The organism is Gordonia sp. NPDC003950 (genome assembly GCF_053605205.1).
On record NZ_JBSGIT010000022.1, the window covers coordinates 49,730 to 69,365 of the forward strand.

Consider the following 19,636-nt stretch of genomic DNA (forward strand, 5'->3'; position numbering starts at 1 on the left):
TCCGGATGCCCCGATCACCCGCGCCGAGCGGGGTTATCCACAGCGCGTGCGAACAGCGGTGCCGGGATCAGTGCTGAGGCGTGTCGTCCCCGTCGCCGGTGTCCTCGCCCGAACCGTCGGTGTCACCGACGGACTTGGGGTCGCCGGAGCCTTCCGCGTCGGCGGCGAAGGACTTCTCGAGTTCGGCGATCGCCGAATCGATCTCGGAGGTGTCGCCGCCGATCACGCGATCGATGAAGCCGGCCGGCGCGTCGAGGTCGTCACTGTCGGGCAGCAGATCTGGGTGTTCCCACACCTTGTCACGAGTCGGGATGTCGGAGGCCTGCTTGAGCGAGGCCCACAACGCCGATGCCTCACGCGACTTGCGCGGACGCAGTTCCAAGCCGACGAGCGTTGCGAAGGTCTGCTCTGCCGGGCCGCCGGTGGCGCGGCGGCGACGGATGGTCTCGGTCAGCGCGGCCGTGCTCGGAATCCGGTCCGAGAGTGCTTCGGTGACAACGTGTTCGACCCAGCCCTCGATGAGGGCGAGGAGGGTTTCGAGGCGTTCGAGGGCCGCCTTCTGTTCGGGTGTGGTGGTGGGCTCGAACGATGCCGACGAACTGATCAGTTCCTCGAGCTTGGACGGATCGGCCAACAGCTGCGTCGGATCGATACCCGCGGTGGCGTCGGTGATCCCGGAGAAGTCGATGCTGATGCCACGGGCGTACTCCTCGACGGTGGCCAGCAGCCGCTGACGCAGCCACGGCACGTGGGTGAACAGCCGCAGGTGGGCCGCCTCCCGTGCGGCGAGGAAGACGATGATCTCCTGAGCGGGCAGGTTCAGACCGTCGGCGAAGGACGCGATGGCCTCGGGCAGGAGCACCGCGGTGCCCTCCGGGGCCAGCGGCAGGCCGATGTCGGTGGAGGTCAGCACCTCCTTGGCGAGCTGGCCGAGGCCCTGGCCGAGTTGGGTGCCGAAGGCCATGCCGCTCATCTGCGTCATCATGCCCATCATCGGGCCGGCGAACTGGGCGGCCTCCGGTGGCAGGTTCTGCTCCCAGGTCCGCGAGATCTGTGCGGCCACCGGATTGCACAGTCCCTTCCAGGTGGGCAGCGTCTCGTCCAGCCATTGCACCGGCGTCCAGGCGACGGCCTTGCTGACGCCGCCGGGCAGCGTGGTGACGTCGTCGAGCCAGACGTCGGCCAGGCGCACCGCGTCGGCCACCGCCTTCGTCTCCTTGTCGAGGACCGGGGTGAAATTCCCGATCTGCTGACGCGCGAGCTTCGCGGCGAGTTCGTAATTGACCGGGCCACCGGCGGACGGGCCGGTCATCGACGTCCCCATCCCGCTGAGCATGCTGCCCAGCTGGCTGAACATCTGGCCGAGCGCGGCGGGATCGAGGCCGGCGGACGGATCGAAACCCTCTCCGCCCATGGCGAATCCGAAGGGATTCTGCGCACCGCCCGACGCGCCGGCGCCCGAATCGCCGCTACGGTCGGGGTTCTTGTCCTTGCCGCCGTCATCATCGGAGGCGGACGAGAATCCGAAGGGCAAATCACTCATGAGTCCACGGTACCGCCACCATCGCCGGGTGTGGCCCTGGAGCGGTTTCGCCTTGAGCGTAGTTCGCGCAGGTCGGTGTTGTGGGCCGTGCGCCTCGGACCTCGTGTGGTGTGCCCTAGGGTGGTCGGAATGACAGGGCTCTCCTCGCGCCGCACCTTCACCGTGGCCGTCACCGCTCTCGTGATGCTGGTGTTTATCGTGGTCGGCACCACCGTCCAGGTGCCGTTCGTCGCGCTCGGACCGGGCCCGACAGTCAACACGCTGGGCACCATCGATCTCGACAACCGAGAGGTGCCGGTCGTCGAGATCGCCGGAGCGCGAACCCATCCGACCGACGGACATCTGAATCTGACCACCGTCTCGGTGAGCGACGGGCTGTCGTTGTTCGGTGCGCTCGGGATGTGGTTGTCGGGGACCTATTCGGTGCAGCCACGCGAGACGGTGTTCCCGCCGAGTCAGACGACCGAGGAGACCCAGCAGCAGAACACCCAGCAGATGACCGACTCGGAGGGCAGTGCGACGGCCGCGGCCCTGCGGTATCTGAACAAGCCGACCGCACTGGCGGTCGCGGTGGTGGCGCCGGATGGCCCGTCGGCGAAGGTGCTCAAGGCCAACGACGTCATCATCTCGGTCGACGGAACCGCGGTGGCGACCACCGAGGACCTGCAGAAGGCGGTGCGCACGCACAAGCCGGGTGAGCAGATCCCGTTCCGGATCCGCCGCGACGGCACCGAGTCCACCGTGACCGTCACCGTCGCCGCGCGTCCCGGCGAGGCCGACGTCGCCTACATCGGCGTCACCCCCGAGGTGCGCAGCGCCGACCCCGGACTGCGCATCACCTACAACGTCGGCGAGATCGGCGGGCCGTCGGCGGGACTCATGCTGAGCCTGTCGGTGATCGATAAGCTCGGCAGCGATTCGCTGACCCACGGCAAGTTCATCGCCGGCACCGGCACCATCGACGACGACGGCGACGTCGGTCCGATCGGCGGCATCACACACAAGACGCGTGCCGCACGTGACGCCGGTGCGTCGGTGTTCCTGGTGCCCGACGAGAACTGCACCGAGGCGAAGTCCGACGCCCCGGACGGTCTCGAACTGATCAAGGTGAGTTCCCTGACCTCGGCCGTCGACGCCCTCGACACGATCGGTGCCGGCGGGTCGGCGCCGCACTGCTGAGCGGTACCGGGCAGTCCGGCCCGACCGCTTGATCCTCCCGGTCGCTCAGTCCTCCAGCGCCGCGGCGAGCGCCGCTCGGAGGTCCGTGGCGAGGTCGGGGTGGGTCCGTAGTTCGCGTACCTGATCGGCGTCGTCGGGTTCGAGTTCGAGCAGCGCCAGCGTCGGTCCGCCGCGCAGTGCGCCGACCGCGAGCCGGGCGCGACGCGCATCGGGATGGTCGTGTGCCAGCTCGTCGCGGGCGTCGGGTGGCAGCACCGTGATGTCGACGACGACCGCCGCCCCGACAACCGGCTCCTGCCACGACGCCGTCGACAGGAACTCCTCCAGCGCGGCGAACGGGTCGTCCTGATCGGCGGTCTCCAGGGGTTCCTCGGCGATCGGACTGAGCACGGAATCGTCATCGGCGTCGACGACCTCGGGATGCAACGCGGCCAGTACCTCGGTGGGCACCAGCGCGAACACCGTCGGAGACTGACCCCATCGGTGCGGCGTCAGGAATCCCAGCGCATCGCGCAGGGTGCGACCGAGATCGTCGGGGGAGAAGCGGTGGGGCTGCGACATGGTGCACCCATCATGCCGTGCGCCCGGATGTCGTGTGCCGGATGTCGTGGCCGGGGCCGCGCCCGGAACTCGATCCGCGTCCGTGCCGTTTCCTCCGATGAGCGGCGTCACAGCTGCCCGGTACGGTGACCGGGCGTCCTCGTGGCGGGCACCAGTACAGTGGGGAACCACATCGCAGGGACTCGGCACAGCCGGTTGACGTGTGTCCGTATTGAGAATATTTGGAGAGTGGATCAGGTGGGCGTACGCGGGCCGGCAGGACTGCCGACACTGTCGCGCAGGAGCAAGATCGCCATCGGCATCGCGGTGGCGCTGCTGATCATTCTGTTGGTGGGGCCGCGCATCGTCGGCATCGCCACGGACTGGTTGTGGTTCTCCGACCTCGGCTATTCGAATGTGTACTCGACCATCCTCTGGACACGGGTGCTGCTGTTCCTGATCACCGCGGTCGTCGTGGGGCTGCTCATCTTCGGCGCCATCGCGATGGCCTATCGGTCGCGACCGGTGTTCGTCCCGACGTCGGGTCCGAGTGACCCGCTGGCGCGATATCGCGCCGTGGTGATGGGCCGCGTCCGCTGGTTCGCCATCATCCCGCCGGTGCTGATCGGCGTGCTGGCCGGACTGGTGGCGCAGGGGTCGTGGGTCACGGTGCAGACGTTCCTGCACAGCACCGACTTCGGCGTCACCGACCCGCAGTTCGGACTCGACATCAGTTTCTACGCGTTCGAGTTGCCGTTCATCCGGTTCATCCTCAACTTCCTGTTCGTCATCATCGTCATCGCGTTCTTCGCGAACCTGATCACCCACTACCTCTTCGGTGGTATCCGTCTCGGCGGCGGCAGTGGGTCGCTGACCAATCCGGCGCGCATCCAACTCGCGGCGCTGGCCGGCACCTTCCTGTTGCTCAAGGCGGTGTCGTACTGGTTCGACCGGTATCAGCTGCTCTCCAGCGATCGCAAGCAGGACATCTTCTCCGGTGCGAGCTACACCGACATCAATGCCGTCCTGCCGTCCAAGCTGATCCTGATGGCCATCGCGATCATCTGTGCGTTGGCGTTCTTCGCGGGTGTGGTGCTCAAGGATCTGCGTATTCCGGCGATCGCGACGGTGCTGATGTTGCTGGCGGCGCTGCTGATGGGGGTGGGCTGGCCGCTGACCATGGAACAGTTCTCGGTCAAGCCGAACGCCGCACAGAAGGAAGCCGAGTACATCAGCCGCAACATCGCGGCGACGACGGCCGCGTACGGTATCGAACCCGACAAAAACGTGGATTACCAGGAGAATTGGGGTGCGACGCCGCCGAGTGCGGAAGCCGTCAACACCGACGAGCCGACGTTGTCCAACATCCGCATCCTCGACCCGAACGTGATCGCGCCGACGTTCAATCAGCGTCAGTTCCTCAAGAACTTCTACGGGTTCCCGTCCCAGTTGGCCATCGACCGCTACACCGTCGACGGACAGCAGCGCGACTTCATCGTCGCGGTCCGTGAACTCGACCCCACCAAATACGGTGACCAGCAGCAGAACTGGCTCAACAAGCACACCGTCTACACCCACGGCAACGGGTTCGTCGCGGCACCGGCCAATCAGGTCGACGAGGCCTCCGACGACACGTCGGCCGGCGCCAGTGACCGCGGCGGACTCCCGGTCTTCTACGTGAGCGACCTGCAGAGCATCCGCGATCCCCAGTATCAGGAGACGGCGCCGATCAAGGTCAGCCAGCCGCGCATCTACTTCGGTGAACTCATCGCCAATGTGACTCCCGATTACGCCATCGTCGGTACCTCCGGCGGCGACCGAGAGTACGACGAGGACGGCCGCACCTACAGCTACACCGCCGATTCCGGTGTCTCCCTGAGTAATTGGTTCGTGCGCGCGATGTATGCGGTCAAGTACACCGAACGCAACTTCCTGCTGTCGGATGCCATCAACAGCAATTCACGGATCCTCTACAACCGCGACCCGCGGGACCGGGTCAAGCAGGTCGCGCCGTGGCTGACGGTCGATTCCAAGACCTACCCCGCGGTGATGGCCGACGGGTCGATCAAGTGGATCGTCGACGGCTACACGACCCTGGACAACTACCCCTACTCGCAGTCGACGTCGCTGCAGGAGGTCACCACCGACGCCCAGGACCTGATCAACAATCAGGCCCAGCGCACGCAGGCCAACGAGCAGGTGTCCTATGTCCGTAATTCGGTGAAGGCCACCGTCGACGCCTACACCGGCAAGGTGACGCTGTATCAGTTCGACGACACCGATCCGGTCCTCAAGACCTGGATGAAGGTGTTCCCGGGCACGGTCGAACCCCGCTCGGAATTCGACAAGAAAGCCGATCTGGCGGCGCATGTTCGTTATCCGGAAGATCTCTTCAAGATCCAGCGCGAACTTCTCGCGAAGTATCACGTGACCGATCCGACGGCCTTCTTCCAGAACAACAACTTCTGGTCGGTGCCGCCGGACCCGAGCAATGAGGACAATGCGAATCGTCAGCTGAACCAGCCGCCGTATTACTTCACCGCACGCGAACCCCGTGGCGGTTCCGGGTCCGGTTCACAGTTCCAGTTGACGACAGTGTTCACCGGATTCCGGGAACGAAACCTGGCCTCGTATATGACTGTTTCGTCCGACCCCGGGACCTATGGGCAGATCACGGTGAAGGTGCTGCCCGCCGATCGGCAATCGGGTGTCGGACCGATCCAGGCGCAGGACAACATGAAGTCGGCCGGTGCCGTGGCCTCGGACCGAAAACAGTTGGAGGGCACCACCAAGGTGACCTACGGCAATCTGCTGACCCTCCCGGTCGGCGGTGGCGGCATCTTGTACGTCCAGCCGATGTACACCGAGGTCGACTCGGGCGGCGGCGTGCCGAAACTGCATCGCGTTCTCGTCTACTACAACGCCGCGGCCGCGCAGCCGAAGGTCGGGTATGCGGCCACCGTGGCGCAGGCCCTGCAGCAGGTGGGCATCAGCCCGGAGGATGTGACGTCGCCGCTGGGCGGGGAGCCGACCACCGGCACCACCGAACCGGAACCGACGACGCCGACCACACCCACCACCCCGACACCGACGACCGGTGACACGGCGCAACGCGACGCCGCGGTGAAGGCGATCGGAGATGCGCTGGCGAAGCTCAGGGATGCGCAGAGCAACGGCGACTTCACGGCGTACGGGCAGGCACTCGATCAGCTCAATCAGGCCGTCCAGACCTACGAGAATCTGGGTGGCGGCAACTGACATGAAGGCCCCGAATGTGGTTGCGCTCACACGTGTTTGCCCAGTTCAGGGCCGATACGGGAGGCGATTTGCATCCGCTGGGAACCACCATGTAACGTGGTATTCACCAACGCGGGGTGGAGCAGCTCGGTAGCTCGCTGGGCTCATAACCCAGAGGTCGCAGGTTCAAATCCTGTCCCCGCTACCACATAGATTCGGCCCCCGATCGTCACGCGATCGGGGGCCGAATTTTTTGCCATGCGAGCCGGGTCATTCGGACATCACCGATCCGGGTTGCGCGCTTCGCTGAATTCAGTCGCAGCCCAGGCGATGAACGCGTGGTTTCAAGATCGAAAACCCTCCCGATGCTATTGTTCGGGTGGTTATTCAGAAGGAACTATGGGGGGGAACCCAGCATGGCACGACGTACCGTCGTCACCTTTGTCGACGATCTTGACGGGAAAGAACTCAAAGAAGCCGTCACGATCGCATTCAGCGTTGACAACAAGAATTACGAATTCGAGACCTCGGCGGCGCACGCCGAAGAGTTCCACCGTGACCTAGAGAAGTACGTCGCGGCGTCGCGGGTGGCCGGCGCACGACGCTCGGGTGGGGGTTCAGGCCGACGGGCACGCTCATCCCGTGACCTGAAATCGGTGCGTGAATGGGCGCGTGAGAACGGCTTTGAGATCAGTGAGCGTGGCCGGATCTCCACCGAGGTCATCGAGGCCTACGACGCGGCCCACTGACACCTGCGTGTGACCGCCGGCGACCGTCCGTCGCGAATGAGGGTGCACGTACTGTCGCCGCGACGCTAACGTTGGGGAATGACCACCGACAAGGCGATCCACGATCACATCACCGACCTGATCGGCGAAGAGCACGATCTGCGTGAACGACTCGGCCGCGGCGACATCGGCAGGGACGAGGAGAACGCCCGTCTGAAGGAGCTCGAGGTGTCGCTGGATCAGTGCTGGGATCTGCTGCGCCAGCGTCAGGCCCGCCGCCGCGCCGGTCAGGACCCCGACGACGCTGCGGTGCGTCCGGCCGACACCGTCGAGGAGTATCTGGACTGACCCGGGCCGACGCGTCGCTGCGTCACAACGGCTGCCCATGCTCTCCTATCGGTCAGGGTGATGGGCGCCGTTCGGCGCGTTCTGGCTACCGGTGGGCGCAGAACGAAGGAAGCGCTCGCGTCCCGGTGTGACCGTCATTACCCTCATAGCGGCAGAGTCGTGTGACGCGCACGACCGCGAGGACATCGACGTGAGGACGACAGTGGGCAGCTACAGCGACGCATTCGCGCGCAGCATCGACGATCGGGAGTCGTTCTGGCTCGCCGCTGCGGCAGAGATCGAGTGGTCCGTCCCGCCGACCACCGCCCTCGACGACTCCGAGGCGCCGATGTACCGATGGTTTCCCGACGGCCGGCTCAACACCTGTTTCAATGCGCTCGACCGGCACGTGGCGGCCGGGCACGGTGACCGCCTCGCCCTGATCTGGGATTCGGCGATGGTCGGTGAGGTCCGTCGCTACACCTACGCCGAACTGCTCGACGAGGTGTCGCGGTTCGCCGGGGTACTCGCATCGCAGGGCGTGGCGGCCGGCGATCGGGTGGTCATCTACCTGCCGATGATCCCAGAGGGCGCCATCGCGATGCTCGCGTGCGCGCGCATCGGGGCCGTGCACTCGGTGGTGTTCGGCGGTTTCGCGGCGCCCGAGCTGGCCACTCGCATCGACGACGCCGAGCCGGTCGCCATCATCACCGCATCCGGAGGTCTCGAACCCGGCCGCACCGTCGAATACCTCCCGATGGTCGCCAAGGCGCTCGAACTGTCGGCGAACCCGCCGTCGACGGTCATCGTCAAGGACCGCGAACAGATCGCCGGATCGGCTGCCGATCACGACGGCTGGCTGGACTGGGACGAGGTGATGGAGGCCGCGTCGCCGGTCGATCCGGTGGATGTCGCGGCGACCGATCCGCTCTACATCCTCTACACCTCGGGCACCACCGGAAAGCCGAAGGGCGTGGTCCGCGACAACGGTGGGCACGCCGTCGCCCTGCGATGGTCGATGACCAACATCTACGGCGTCGCCCCCGGCGACGTGTGGTGGACCGCATCGGATGTGGGCTGGGTGGTGGGGCACTCCTATATCGTCTACGGTCCGTTGCTGACCGGCGCCACCACGATCATGTACGAGGGCAAACCGGTGGGCACCCCCGACGCCGGGGCGTTCTGGCGGGTGATCTCCGAGCATCGGGCCAAGGCGCTGTTCACCGCGCCGACCGCGATCCGGGCGATCCGCAAGGACGACCCGGACGCCAAACTCCTTGCCGAATACGACATTTCGTCGCTCAAGACCTTGTTCGCCGCCGGTGAGCGCCTCGACCCGGACACCTTCACCTGGGCCAGTGAGGTGCTCGGTGTGCCGGTCGTCGACCATTGGTGGCAGACCGAGACCGGTTGGTCGATCGCGGCGAATCTGCGTGGGCTGGAACCGATGCCGATCAAGGCGGGTTCCCCGACGGTGCCGGTACCGGGCTATCAGGTGGGCATCGTCGACGCCGAGGGCAACACCGTCGACGCCGGCGTCGAAGGCAACATCGTCATCACGCTGCCGCTGCCGCCGGGTACCCTCGCCGGACTCTGGCGCGACGAAGAGCGTTACCGCAGTTCGTATCTGAGTGCCTTCCCGGGTTACTACCTGACCGGCGACTCGGGATACATCGATGCCGACGGCTACGTCTTCGTCCTCGGACGTTCCGACGACGTCATCAACGTCGCCGGTCACCGCCTGTCCACCGGCAGCATCGAGGCCGTCGTCGCGTCGCATCCCGCGGTCGCCGAATGCGCGGTGATCGGCATCCACGACGACCTCAAGGGACAACGACCCAGCGGCTACGTGGTGCTCAAGGCCGGCGTCGACATCGAACCCGACACGCTGCGCAACGAGCTGGTGGCCATGGTGCGCAACGAGATCGGAGCGGTCGCCACCTTCCGCGACGTCACCGTCGTCCCGGCGTTGCCGAAGACGCGATCGGGCAAGATCCTGCGCAAGACGATGCGACAGATCGCCGACCACGAGGAGTACGCGGTGCCCTCCACCATCGAGGACCCGGACGTACTCGCCGACCTCGCGCGTCAGCTCGGGGGCTGAAAGCAGCGTCGGTATATGCTGTCGGGCAGGGGTGATGGATCTCGCCCGGGGCGACGGTGTCTGTGCGCCGCCCCGAACCGCCGACGTCGGCTGATAGTTCCTGTTCCGAGTAGACGGAAGGGGTATTGTCATGGGCGCAGATCACACCGACGCCGACCTCACCGGGGGAGCGGACCGGATACCGATCCCAGTGGATCCGGACACGCCACCGGCGCGGCCGCTGCACCTGCAACTGCCGGCGCTGGGTCTGGTGTTCGTCGGCGGGGTCGCGGGCACCGGAATGCGGTATCTGCTGGAGGAACTGTTCCCGACGGTGGGTACCGGGTGGCCGTGGGCGACGTTCGGAGTGAACCTTGCCGGCGCGTTCATCCTCGGTGTGATCCTTGAGGTGATAATTCTCGCCGGACCGGATTCCGGATGGCGCCAACGGGTTCGGCTTCTCGTCGGGACCGGCTTCTGTGGGTCGTTGACCACCTACAGCACCTTCGCGCTGGAGACCACGCACCTCGGACAACACGGCGCGGTGGGCATCGCGATCGCCTACGTCGTGACGTCGGTGGCGGCCGGAATCGCCTGTGCCTGGCTGGGAATCGTGGCAGCCGGGTCGATCTTCGCGCGCCGGATGGGAGCGGTGTCGTGACGGTCCTCGCGGTTCTGCTGGCCGGTGCGCTCGGCGCGGTGGCCCGGTTCGTTGTCGACGGCGCGATCAAGAGGTGGCGGCCGACGACGTTCCCGTGGGCAACGTTCGCCATCAACGTGACCGGTTCGCTGCTGCTGGGTGTGCTCGCCGGTCTGGTGATTGATCACTCGGCACCGCATGCGCTGCAGACCATCGTCGGCACCGGATTCTGTGGCGGTTACACGACATTCAGCACGGCAAGTGTGGAGACGGTGCGGCTCGCCGAGGGACGCCGCGGAATACTGGCCGCCGCCAACGCGATCGGCAGTGTGGTGGCGGCCGTCGTGGCGTGCGGGTTCGGGTTGTGGTTGGCATCGGTGTGAAGGAGTTTGCCATGAACGATGAGAAAGACTTCGGCCAGCTCGGTGGCGACGGTCCGCTGCGGCGCAGCCGATCCGGTCCCGAACCGACAGTGGCGGCGCGAGCGGCCCTGGTGGTCGGCTGGGATCGCCACCCCGACAGCATAGCTGCCATGGCTTTCGCGGTCCGACTCGCCGTCGATCTCGACGCCCACATCCATCTGGTGCACATCGTCGATCTCGACGACGCCCCGATCGATCTCGACTCCCCGGAGTGGGACGAGGACTACCGCAACACGGTGACCGACGAGGTGCTTGCCGCACGCTCCCTGCTCGACGGCGTCCCGGCGTCGTGGACCTACCACGGCGGTCACGGCTCACCCGCCGACCTCCTCGCCGTCGTCGCCGATCGCTACTCCGCGCTGATGGTGGTGATCGGCAGTCCGCGACCTGGCATGCTCGGATATCTGGATTCAGTTCTGGGACAATCGGTTGCGCATCGCCTCATCGGTCGGCGTGGGGTACCCCTGTTGTTGGTGCCGGCGGATTCGTCGGCTGACGGGTAGCGGCGCCCGCAGGCCGGTGAGATCGCTGTCGCGGTTGCGTCCGAGGTCAGGCGTTGGGCTGTTCCACATTCTGGTTGCAGCTTCGGCGAGCCACTGATCGAATACGTTGGGCGGAGCGAAAGTCATGGCCCCCCGTGACGACGACGTGTGTACGTTGCGCGAACAATATCGGGAGCCGGGATTTCTGTATGTCACCCAGGCGGGTGATTGCCGGTTGGGGTGCGGCCGGCACCCTTGTCCTGAAACGGCCTCGTCCCCCGAAGAGCCGGTGGCACTCGGGGGACGAGGTCGTGGACGATGCCTGCGATCAGTTGATGATCGGTTGCCTCACTTCAATTCCGCACTGCTCTTACCCAGCACCCGGCGGGCGATGATGAGTTGCTGGATCTGTTGGGTGCCCTCGAAGATGTCCAGGATCTTCGAGTCCCGCGCCCACTTCTCCAGCAGGGTGCGCTCGGAATAGCCCGGCGTACCGGCCAATTCGACGGCCTTGTTGGTGATGTCGGTGCCGGTGCGGCCCGCCTTCGCCTTGGCCATCGAGGCCTCCAGCGAGTTGGGCTGCTTGTTGTCGGCCATCCAGCAGGCCCGCATGGTCAGCAGATACGCTGCCTCCCAATCGGATTCCATCCGGATGAACTCGGCTGCGGCCGCGTGCTGATCGGCGGCCGGGCGGTCGTAGTCGATCTCGATGCCGGCCTCTTCCAGGATGTGGCGCAACTCCTCGAGGGCGGCGCGGGCCACACCCACGGCCATACCCGCGACCAGCGGACGCGTGTTGTCGAAGGTCTGCATGACACCGCCGAAGCCCTTCTTGGTGTCCACCTCCGGGCTACCGAGCAGGTTCTCCTTGGGGATGTGGCAGTTCTCGAACCGGATCACCGCGGTGTCCGAGACGCGAATACCGAGCTTGTGCTCGAGACGCACGATCTCCACGCCCGGATGTTCGCGCGGCACAACGAAACTCTTGATGGCGGCGCGGCCGAGGCTCTTGTCGACCGTCGCCCACACCACGATGTGGCTGGCGCGCGAACCGGCGGTGACGAAGATCTTCTCACCGTTGATGACGTACTCGTCGCCGTCGAGGGTGGCCGTCGTGGTGACCGCGGCCGAGTCGGAGCCGAAACTCGGTTCGGTGATGGCCATCGCGGCCCACACCTTGCCGAAGCGTTCGAGCTGCTCGTCGGTGGCGACCGCGGCGATCGCCGAATTGCCCAGTCCCTGATAGGGAATCGACAACATCAGGCCGACGTCGCCCCAGGAGGTCTCCATGACGTTGACCACCGACTGCATGTTGCCGCCGTTGACGACGACGCCCTCGGGACGCTGCTTGCCCTTGTCCTGGCCGCGCCCGGCGTCGGCGCCCGCACCGGCCTGGCCGGTCTCGGCGAGTCCGTCGTACAGGCTGGCCAGGGTGTCGAGTTCAACGGGGTAGTCGTGCTCACGCAGGTCGTACTTGCGCGAGATGGGACGGAAGATCTCCGCCGCGGCCTGGTGGGCCTGATCGATGGTGACGCCGAGCTTGCGTGGCAGTTCCAGATTGATGCTCATGAGTTGAAATTCCTCGTTGCTTCCCGGGTCGGCCTCAGAGGACGACGATGCCTTCGCCGATGCCGGCGCCACGCAGATCGCGGTACCAACGCTCGACCGGGTGTTCCTTGGTGAAGCCGTGGCCGCCGAGGAGTTGCACGCCGTCGAGACCGATCTGCAGGCCCTTGTCGATGGTGAGCTTGCGGGCCAGCGCCGCCTCCCGGGCGAACGACAGGCCCTGCTCCGCACGCGATGCGCCGCGCAGGGTGACCAGTCGGATTGCGTCGAGTTCGGTGGCGATGGTGGCGACCATGAAGGCCACCGCCTGACGGTTGGAGATCGGCTCGCCGAACGCCTCACGCTCGTTGACGTAGGGGATCACGTAGTCGAGGACGGCCCGGCCGGTACCGGCGGCCAGAGCCGACCAGCCCAGCCGCGACAGGCGCACGACGTCGCGGTAGGCGGCCAGCGCGGCCTCCCCGGTCTCCTCGCCGAGTAGCGCGGACTCCGGTACGGCGACGTCCTGCAGCAGCAGGCGGCCCATGCCGGCGGCGCGCACACCCATGCCGGGGTCGGCCTCCACGATCAGGCCCTTGCTGTCGGATTCGACGATGAACAGGGCGGGCTGTCCGTCGAGCTGCGCGCCGACGATGAACAGTTCCGACGAACCTGCCGCGGGGACAAAGGACTTCACGCCGTTGAGGCGGTAGCCGCTGGGCACCCGATGGGCCTTGGTCTGCAGCGCGAAGGCGTCGAAGAGGGGACGCGGCTCGGCGATGACGACCGCCGACTGCGGGACGTCCTCACCGGCGAAATCGGGGAGATAGGTCTTCTGCTGGCCCTCGCTGCCGAAGTTGGTCAGTGTGGTGGCCACACCGCTCGGCGCGAGTAGCGGAAGGGCGAGTCCCATGTCGCCGTAGGCCATCGCCTCGGCGACGAGCGCGTTGGTGACCACACCGCGCTCGGTGGCGGCACCCTCGAACTCCTCGGGGACGTTGATCATGGTGATGCCGAGTTCCGCGGAACGCTTGACGATGTCCTCGGGTGCCGCTGCGGCGGCGTCGGCGTCATAGGCCGCGGGACGCAGGATCTCGGCGGCGAACTCCTTGACCGTCTCGGCGATCATCTGCTGTTCGTCGTCGGGGGTGAGGTTGAAGTAGTCCTTCGGCGTGGTGGTCAGGCGGGCTGCCTGGCCCGATCCGCCCTGGACCTTCTTGAAGGCGCGGTTGGCCGCACCGAGGGTCTGGAAGCCGGTCTTGGTCGCCTGGTAGGCGATCCGGTTGATCGGTTCGCGGATCTGGTACTTTTCCGCGAACTCCGATCCCGTGACGGTGGTCAGCACCCGCATGGCGGTGCCGATGAAGTTGCGGGGATGCTTGGTCTTGCCGACCGCAGAGGTGTCGCGGGGCTCGGTGTGAGTCGACATGGTCACCATTTCTCTCGTGCGTGTGGCTTCGTGCGTGGGGCTCCGGTAGAACTTACCCGGTAGTAAGAACGAACCTTACTCCTCAGTAAGAAGTTTGTCACGCACTCGGCGAACTCCGGCCGGCGGGCCACGACGCTGGCACCGCACCGACAGCAGGAGCATGGTGGAACCATGCAACTCACCCACTTCGGTCATTCCTGCCTGCTGGTCGAGTTGGACGGGACGAAGATCCTGTTCGATCCGGGAAACCTCTCACACGGATTCGAGGGCATCACCGGCCTCGACGCCATCCTGATCACCCATCAGCACCCGGATCACTGCGACGTGGCGCGGCTACCGAGCCTCGTCGCCGACAACCCCCAGGCGCTGCGGATCGCGGACCCGCAGACCGCCAAGCAGCTCAACGACGCCGATTCCGCGGGTGAGTGGACCGCGGCACATGCCGGCCAGGCGGTGTCGATCGGCGAGGTCAACACGCGCGTCACCGGCGGTCGGCATGCGGTGATCCACCCCGACATTCCGGTGATCGACAACGTCGCCTACGTCCTCGACACGGCCGGGCAGACCGGTCGATTCATGCATCCGGGTGACTCGTTCTACATCCCATTCGAGAAGATCGACGTTCTCGCCCTGCCGTCGGCGGCGCCGTGGATGAAGCTGTCGGAATCGGTGGACTACCTGCGCGCGATGGCGCCGCGGGTCGCGGTGCCCATCCATCAGGCGATCCTGTCGGATGCGGGCAGCGGAATTCACCACGGACGACTGACGGAGATGAAGGACCCGGCCACCGAGTTCACCGTGTTGGGCAAGGAATCGGCGACCGACGTCTGAGGGCGATCCGGGCCGGATCGACTATTCGGCCGGGGGAGCGAAGAACTCCAGCGCGATGTTGTCGGGGTCGCGGAAGGAGATCCCGGACCCGTAGTGCGCATGCTTGATACCGCCGTGTGCGATGCCGAGCTCGTCGAGACGCGTCACCCAGGACTCCAGTTCGTCGCGTCCGACGGCGAATGCGACATGATCGAGCCCGGTGCGCTTCTCGTCGAAGGTTTCCGCGGGAGTCGTGTCGGTGTGCGTGTGCAGCCCGAACAGGGTTCCGCCGTCCAGCGCGTAGACGGCATGGTGGTACGTGCCCGATTCCTCGTCCTCGTCGAGAACCGGGTCGGTACCGAACAGTCGCGTGTACCAGTTGGTGCTGATCCGCAGGTCGCGGACGGTGATCGCGACGTGGGTGAGTGCGGGAAAGCCGGGCATGGGGGACTCCTTCGGCGTCGGTGACGAGACCTTGCTCACCACGACGGTAGGTAATGGTCCGGCGTGGCAAGCGGATTCGCCGGAGGACTCACCAAAAGGACAGGGCGCCCCTCGACCGGATTGTGGCGCCCACTCGACGGGAAACGGCGCCCACTCGACGGGAAACGGCGCCCACTCGACGCGAAACGGCGCCCACTCGACGGGAAACGGCGCCCACTCGACGGGAAACGGCGCCCACTCGACGGGGTTGGCGGTCAGCCGCGCAGCGCGTTCAGCACACCCTCGTGCAGCAGTCCGTTGGTGGCGACGGCACTGCCACCCGAGGGACCGTCGGCGCCCTCCAGCGAGGTGAAGGTTCCGCCGGCCTCACGGACGAGGATGTCGAGGGCGGCCAGGTCCCACAGTGAGACCTCCGGCTCGGCCGCGATGTCGACGGCGCCCTCGGCGACGAGGCAGTAGTTGTAGAAGTCGCCGTAGCCGCGCACGCGCCACACCTGGTCGGTCAGCGCGATGAACTTCTCGCGGATACCCCGATCGGCCCACCCGGACAGGCTGGAGAACGCCAGGCTCGCCGACGCCGGATCGGTCACCGCCGACACCGACAGACGACGTACCTCGCCACCGTCGAAGTCGGAGAACGCGCCCAATCCGGCTGCCGCCCACCAGCGACGTTTGAGCGCCGGGGCGCTGACGACACCCACCACGGGCACCCCGTCGACCAGCAACGCGATGAGCGTGGCCCACACCGGTACGCCCCGGACGAAGTTCTTCGTCCCGTCGATCGGGTCGACGATCCACTGCCGGCCGGTGATCATGGCCTCGCCGCCGAACTCCTCACCGAGCACGGCATCATCGGGTCGGCGTGCGGCGAGTCGCTCGCGGACGAGGCGTTCGCAGTCGAGGTCGGCATCGGAGACCGGGGTCAGGTCGGGTTTGTCGGAGACGTGCAGATCGAGCGCCCCGAATCGGCGGGTGGTCAGGGCATCCGCGGAGGCGGCGATCGACAGGGCCAGATCGAGGTCATCGCGGGGGTCGACGTCGGCGGCGGGGCTGGTCATGACCGGTAGGGTAGCGGCATGTGGATCACCATCACCATCGCTGTCCTGCTGGCCGCGCTCGCGGTGGGGATGATCATGCAGATGCGGGGTCGCAGGATCGGTGGATTCTCCGGTGGCGGAGCCGGATACGAGCAGGGCACGCTCACCGTCACCGGGGTCAGTGACCGACCTCAACCGGACAGCAAGGGTGAGGTGTTCTGCACGGTGTCGGGCGTCATCAACGGTCCGGGAACCTCGCCGACCGAGGTCTACGGAACCATGGTGCTGACCGACGGGGCGTCGTGGCCGCAGGTCGGCTCGGACCATCCGGTGGTCTACCGCCCGGGCAAGGCGGAGACCAGCTGGCGATTCGGGGAGTTGCCGCCGGTGACCCCGCCACCGACCTCGTCATGAGCCGACTGGGTCTCACAGTCGCGGATCGGTACCCTGGTTAACCGTGCATCCCGACGTGACCGCAGATCTCGAATCCCTCGACGCCACCCTCACCACCGTGGAGAAGGTGCTCGACGTCGATGAGCTGCGCCGCCGGATCGACGAGCTCGAGATGCAGGCCTCCGACCCCGAGCTGTGGAACAACCAGGAGCACGCGCAGAAGGTCACCAGCGAACTCAGCCACGCCCAGTCGGAGTTGCGGCGCGTGACCGAACTGCGCCAGCGCCTCGAGGACCTTCCCGTGCTCTACGAGCTGGCCGAGGCCGAGGAGGGTGACGACCGCACCGCCGCCCTCACCGACGCCGACACCGAACGCGAGTCACTGCGGACCGACATCCAGGCGATGGAGGTCAAGACCATGCTGGCCGGCGAGTACGACCAGCGTGATGCGCTGGTCAACATCCGCTCGGGCGCCGGTGGCGTCGACGCCGCGGACTGGGCGCAGATGCTGATGCGGATGTATGTGCGCTGGGCCGAACAACACAGCTACTCCGTCGAGGTCTACGACACCTCCTACGCCGAAGAGGCCGGGCTGAAGTCGGCGACCTTCGCGGTGAAGGCGCCGTACATGTACGGCACCCTCTCGGTCGAGCAGGGCACCCATCGCCTCGTCCGGATCAGCCCCTTCGACAACCAGGGCCGGCGCCAGACGTCGTTCGCCGAGGTCGAGGTGCTGCCGGTGGTGGAGACCACCGACCACATCGACATCGACGAGAACGAGCTCAAGGTCGACGTCTACCGGTCGTCAGGTCCCGGCGGCCAGTCGGTCAACACCACCGACTCCGCGGTCCGCCTGACCCACCTGCCCACCGGGATCGTCGTCACCTGTCAGAACGAGAAGAGTCAGCTGCAGAACAAGGCGTCGGCGATGCGGGTGCTGCAGGCCAAACTGCTCGAACGCAAACGTCAGGAGGAGCGCGCCGAACTCGACGCCCTCAAGGGCGACGGCGGCTCGAGCTGGGGTAACCAGATGCGCTCCTACGTGCTGCACCCGTACCAGATGGTCAAGGACCTGAGGACCAACGTCGAGAGCAACAACCCGACCGCCATCCTCGACGGCGATCTCGACAACTTCATCGAGGCCGGAATCCGCTGGCGCATGGCCGATGCCGACGCTTGATCTCGGTGTGGCACAGGTGATCGCCGCCCCCGACATCTGGTCGGTCGCGGCGCAGCCGCTCGCCGCCAACTCTGCCGAGTCGGTGTTCGAGCAACTGCTCGGGTCGATCTATCTGTGGCTGGCGACCAGCGGTCTGCAGATGCTGACCTGGGTGCTCGGCGGTTTGCTGACGATCCGGTTGATCCGATGGTCCGCGGATCACTACGCCGCGCGCCTCGAGGCGAACTTTCACAACAGTGACCTGATCGTGCAGACCGAGGACTCCAAGCATCGGCGAGCGTTGGTCGACGTGGTGGCGTGGGTGCTCATCGTCGCCGTGATCGCCGTGGTCCTGATCCGCTTCCTCTCGATTCTCCACGTTCCCATCACCGGCCTGACCGGTCCCGGTGCGGTGATCGGTGCGGCACTCGGTTTCGGTGCGCAGCGGGTGGTGCAGGACATCCTGGCCGGATTCTTCGTCGTCGCCGAACGCCAGTACGGCTACGGCGACGTCGTCAGCCTGACGGTCACCGGCAATGGCCTGGCCGACGGCACGGTCGAGGACGTGACCCTGCGCGTCACCAAGCTGCGGACCAGTGAGGGCGAGGTCATCACCGTGCCCAACGGCCAGATCATCAAGGCCACCAACCTGTCCAAGGATTGGGCACGCGCCGTCGTCGACGTCCCGGTGCCCGCCGAGGCCGACATCGGTCTGGTCAACGAGACCCTCGACCGGGTCGGACGCGACTTCTTCGAGGATCGCAACTGGCATGACCTCCTGCTCGACGCGCCGTCCCCGCTGGGTGTGACCGACCTCGAACTCGACTCGGTGACCGTTCGGATGGTGGCCCGCACGCTGCCGGGCAAGCAATTCGAGGTGAGCCGCGCACTGCGTGTCGCGATCGTTCAGGCCCTGGCCCGTGAGGGCATCACCGTGGCGCCCGGACGTGACGCGCAGTCCGGCGGGGCGCCCCCGGCCACTCTGGCCGACACGATCGGCAAGGGCGGGGACTCATGACCCATCGCAACACTCCTGACGGCGACAATCCCGAGGACAACATTCCCGCCGGCGACAAGCCCGCCGGCACCAAGCCCGCCGGCAATGTGCCCGCCGCCACCAACTCCGACAACGAGATCACCGGCGAGATCCCGCGCGTCGATGCGCCCACGACGGACACGCCCACCGGCGGCCGGCCGGCGGGGCAGCCCCATCCGCGTCGGCGGCCCCTGCGCGACCGCAATTGGAAGCACATCTACCGCACCCGGATTCGTACCAGCACGGCGATCCTGCTGGTGGCGTTCCTCGGCTGCTGGACGCTCTACGGCTTCACGTCGCAGCGCTACGCGCCCGCACCGACGACCACCGCACCCGCTCAGGTCGCACGCACCACCACACCGACCTACTATTCCGAGCCGGCGACCACATACTCATCGACCACACCCAGCGTGTCCGAGTCGGTATCGGGGGAGCCGTCGGTGTCGGGAACCAGCGGAGAAGAGGGTGCCGAGTCGGCTCCGGGAACCGATGAATCGTCGACGACGACCACCAACAAGAATCCGTTCCAGTGGCTGCAGCCCAACACCACCAACACCACGACGACGGTTCCGTCCCGCTGACCTGCGCCTTACCCGGGCAAC

At 66.5% G+C, this 19,636-nt stretch carries 19 protein-coding genes, 1 tRNA gene and 1 riboswitch; of the genes, 14 read left to right on the top strand and 6 right to left on the bottom strand.

Features of this window, described 5'->3' with window-relative positions; translation table 11 throughout:
* Positions 1 to 67: 67 nt before the first annotated feature.
* Positions 68 to 1,543 (bottom strand): zinc-dependent metalloprotease, encoded by a 1,476-nt coding sequence (locus ACWETB_RS18360; protein WP_452212758.1) that lies wholly within the window; start codon positions 1,541 to 1,543, stop codon positions 68 to 70.
* A gap of 129 nt (positions 1,544 to 1,672) precedes the next feature.
* Here ACWETB_RS18360 and ACWETB_RS18365 point away from each other — a divergent pair, with 129 nt between their 5' ends.
* Positions 1,673 to 2,722: a YlbL family protein gene (locus ACWETB_RS18365; protein WP_452212760.1), complete on the top strand. Its 1,050-nt coding sequence runs from the start codon at positions 1,673 to 1,675 to the stop codon at positions 2,720 to 2,722.
* Between the two features lie 45 nt (positions 2,723 to 2,767).
* Here ACWETB_RS18365 and ACWETB_RS18370 read toward each other — a convergent pair whose 3' ends face one another.
* Complete coding sequence (locus ACWETB_RS18370; protein ID WP_449743203.1) at positions 2,768 to 3,283, bottom strand: PPA1309 family protein; 516 nt, start codon at positions 3,281 to 3,283, stop codon at positions 2,768 to 2,770.
* 237 nt (positions 3,284 to 3,520) lie between these two features.
* Between ACWETB_RS18370 and ACWETB_RS18375 the strand changes: the two genes are divergently transcribed.
* From ACWETB_RS18375 to ACWETB_RS18410, 8 genes are all read left to right on the top strand, one after another.
* Entirely contained in the window at positions 3,521 to 6,520 is a 3,000-nt protein-coding gene (locus ACWETB_RS18375; protein ID WP_449743282.1) for a UPF0182 family protein, read from the top strand.
* Positions 6,521 to 6,630: 110 nt separating this feature from the next.
* Positions 6,631 to 6,707: transfer RNA gene (locus ACWETB_RS18380), tRNA-Met, on the top strand.
* Between the two features lie 208 nt (positions 6,708 to 6,915).
* On the top strand, positions 6,916 to 7,248 hold the full coding sequence (locus ACWETB_RS18385; RefSeq protein WP_449743180.1) for a histone-like nucleoid-structuring protein Lsr2: 333 nt from the start codon (positions 6,916 to 6,918) through the stop codon (positions 7,246 to 7,248).
* Between the two features lie 78 nt (positions 7,249 to 7,326).
* Positions 7,327 to 7,575 carry a DUF2630 family protein gene (locus ACWETB_RS18390; RefSeq protein ID WP_449743179.1) on the top strand — a complete coding sequence of 83 codons (249 nt, stop codon included), beginning with the start codon at positions 7,327 to 7,329 and terminating at the stop codon, positions 7,573 to 7,575.
* 202 nt (positions 7,576 to 7,777) lie between these two features.
* Entirely contained in the window at positions 7,778 to 9,658 is a 1,881-nt protein-coding gene (locus tag ACWETB_RS18395; protein ID WP_449743281.1) for a propionyl-CoA synthetase, read from the top strand.
* A gap of 21 nt (positions 9,659 to 9,679) precedes the next feature.
* Positions 9,680 to 9,768: riboswitch (Fluoride riboswitch) on the top strand.
* Positions 9,769 to 9,788: 20 nt separating this feature from the next.
* Positions 9,789 to 10,298: a fluoride efflux transporter CrcB gene (gene crcB / locus ACWETB_RS18400; protein WP_449743178.1), complete on the top strand. Its 510-nt coding sequence runs from the start codon at positions 9,789 to 9,791 to the stop codon at positions 10,296 to 10,298.
* Positions 10,295 to 10,660 carry a fluoride efflux transporter CrcB gene (gene crcB / locus ACWETB_RS18405; RefSeq protein ID WP_452212763.1) on the top strand — a complete coding sequence of 122 codons (366 nt, stop codon included), beginning with the start codon at positions 10,295 to 10,297 and terminating at the stop codon, positions 10,658 to 10,660. The genes crcB (ACWETB_RS18400) and crcB (ACWETB_RS18405) overlap by 4 nt, the downstream gene beginning before the upstream one ends.
* A gap of 11 nt (positions 10,661 to 10,671) precedes the next feature.
* Entirely contained in the window at positions 10,672 to 11,202 is a 531-nt protein-coding gene (locus tag ACWETB_RS18410) for a universal stress protein (RefSeq protein WP_449743176.1), read from the top strand.
* A gap of 327 nt (positions 11,203 to 11,529) precedes the next feature.
* Here the strand turns inward: ACWETB_RS18410 and ACWETB_RS18415 are convergent, their stop codons facing one another.
* Positions 11,530 to 12,750, bottom strand: coding sequence for an acyl-CoA dehydrogenase family protein (locus ACWETB_RS18415; RefSeq protein ID WP_452212765.1), 1,221 nt, complete (start codon positions 12,748 to 12,750; stop codon positions 11,530 to 11,532).
* Positions 12,751 to 12,784: 34 nt separating this feature from the next.
* Positions 12,785 to 14,155 (bottom strand): acyl-CoA dehydrogenase family protein, encoded by a 1,371-nt coding sequence (locus ACWETB_RS18420; protein WP_449743174.1) that lies wholly within the window; start codon positions 14,153 to 14,155, stop codon positions 12,785 to 12,787.
* A gap of 171 nt (positions 14,156 to 14,326) precedes the next feature.
* On the opposite strand from ACWETB_RS18420, the gene ACWETB_RS18425 reads away from it, so the two are divergent.
* The gene (locus ACWETB_RS18425; protein ID WP_452212768.1) at positions 14,327 to 14,986 is read left to right on the top strand and encodes an MBL fold metallo-hydrolase; all 660 of its coding nucleotides are present in this window, start codon (positions 14,327 to 14,329) and stop codon (positions 14,984 to 14,986) included.
* Positions 14,987 to 15,007: 21 nt separating this feature from the next.
* On the opposite strand, the gene ACWETB_RS18430 is transcribed toward ACWETB_RS18425, so the two are convergent.
* Both ACWETB_RS18430 and hisN read right to left on the bottom strand, forming a co-directional pair.
* Positions 15,008 to 15,409 carry a VOC family protein gene (locus ACWETB_RS18430; protein ID WP_449743172.1) on the bottom strand — a complete coding sequence of 134 codons (402 nt, stop codon included), beginning with the start codon at positions 15,407 to 15,409 and terminating at the stop codon, positions 15,008 to 15,010.
* A 254-nt stretch (positions 15,410 to 15,663) separates the two neighbouring features.
* Positions 15,664 to 16,467: a histidinol-phosphatase gene (gene hisN / locus ACWETB_RS18435; protein ID WP_452212770.1), complete on the bottom strand. Its 804-nt coding sequence runs from the start codon at positions 16,465 to 16,467 to the stop codon at positions 15,664 to 15,666.
* 18 nt (positions 16,468 to 16,485) lie between these two features.
* On the opposite strand from hisN, the gene ACWETB_RS18440 reads away from it, so the two are divergent.
* The 4 genes from ACWETB_RS18440 to ACWETB_RS18455 are packed head-to-tail and all read left to right on the top strand — an operon-like array spanning position 16,486 to position 19,615.
* Positions 16,486 to 16,860: a hypothetical protein gene (locus tag ACWETB_RS18440; protein WP_452212772.1), complete on the top strand. Its 375-nt coding sequence runs from the start codon at positions 16,486 to 16,488 to the stop codon at positions 16,858 to 16,860.
* 43 nt (positions 16,861 to 16,903) lie between these two features.
* Entirely contained in the window at positions 16,904 to 18,019 is a 1,116-nt protein-coding gene (gene prfB / locus ACWETB_RS18445; protein ID WP_449743169.1) for a peptide chain release factor 2, read from the top strand.
* On the top strand, positions 18,006 to 19,016 hold the full coding sequence (locus ACWETB_RS18450; RefSeq protein WP_452212775.1) for a mechanosensitive ion channel family protein: 1,011 nt from the start codon (positions 18,006 to 18,008) through the stop codon (positions 19,014 to 19,016). The genes prfB and ACWETB_RS18450 overlap by 14 nt, the downstream gene beginning before the upstream one ends.
* Positions 19,013 to 19,615 (top strand): hypothetical protein, encoded by a 603-nt coding sequence (locus tag ACWETB_RS18455; RefSeq protein ID WP_452212777.1) that lies wholly within the window; start codon positions 19,013 to 19,015, stop codon positions 19,613 to 19,615. The genes ACWETB_RS18450 and ACWETB_RS18455 overlap by 4 nt, the downstream gene beginning before the upstream one ends.
* The last annotated feature ends 21 nt before the right edge of the window (positions 19,616 to 19,636 follow it).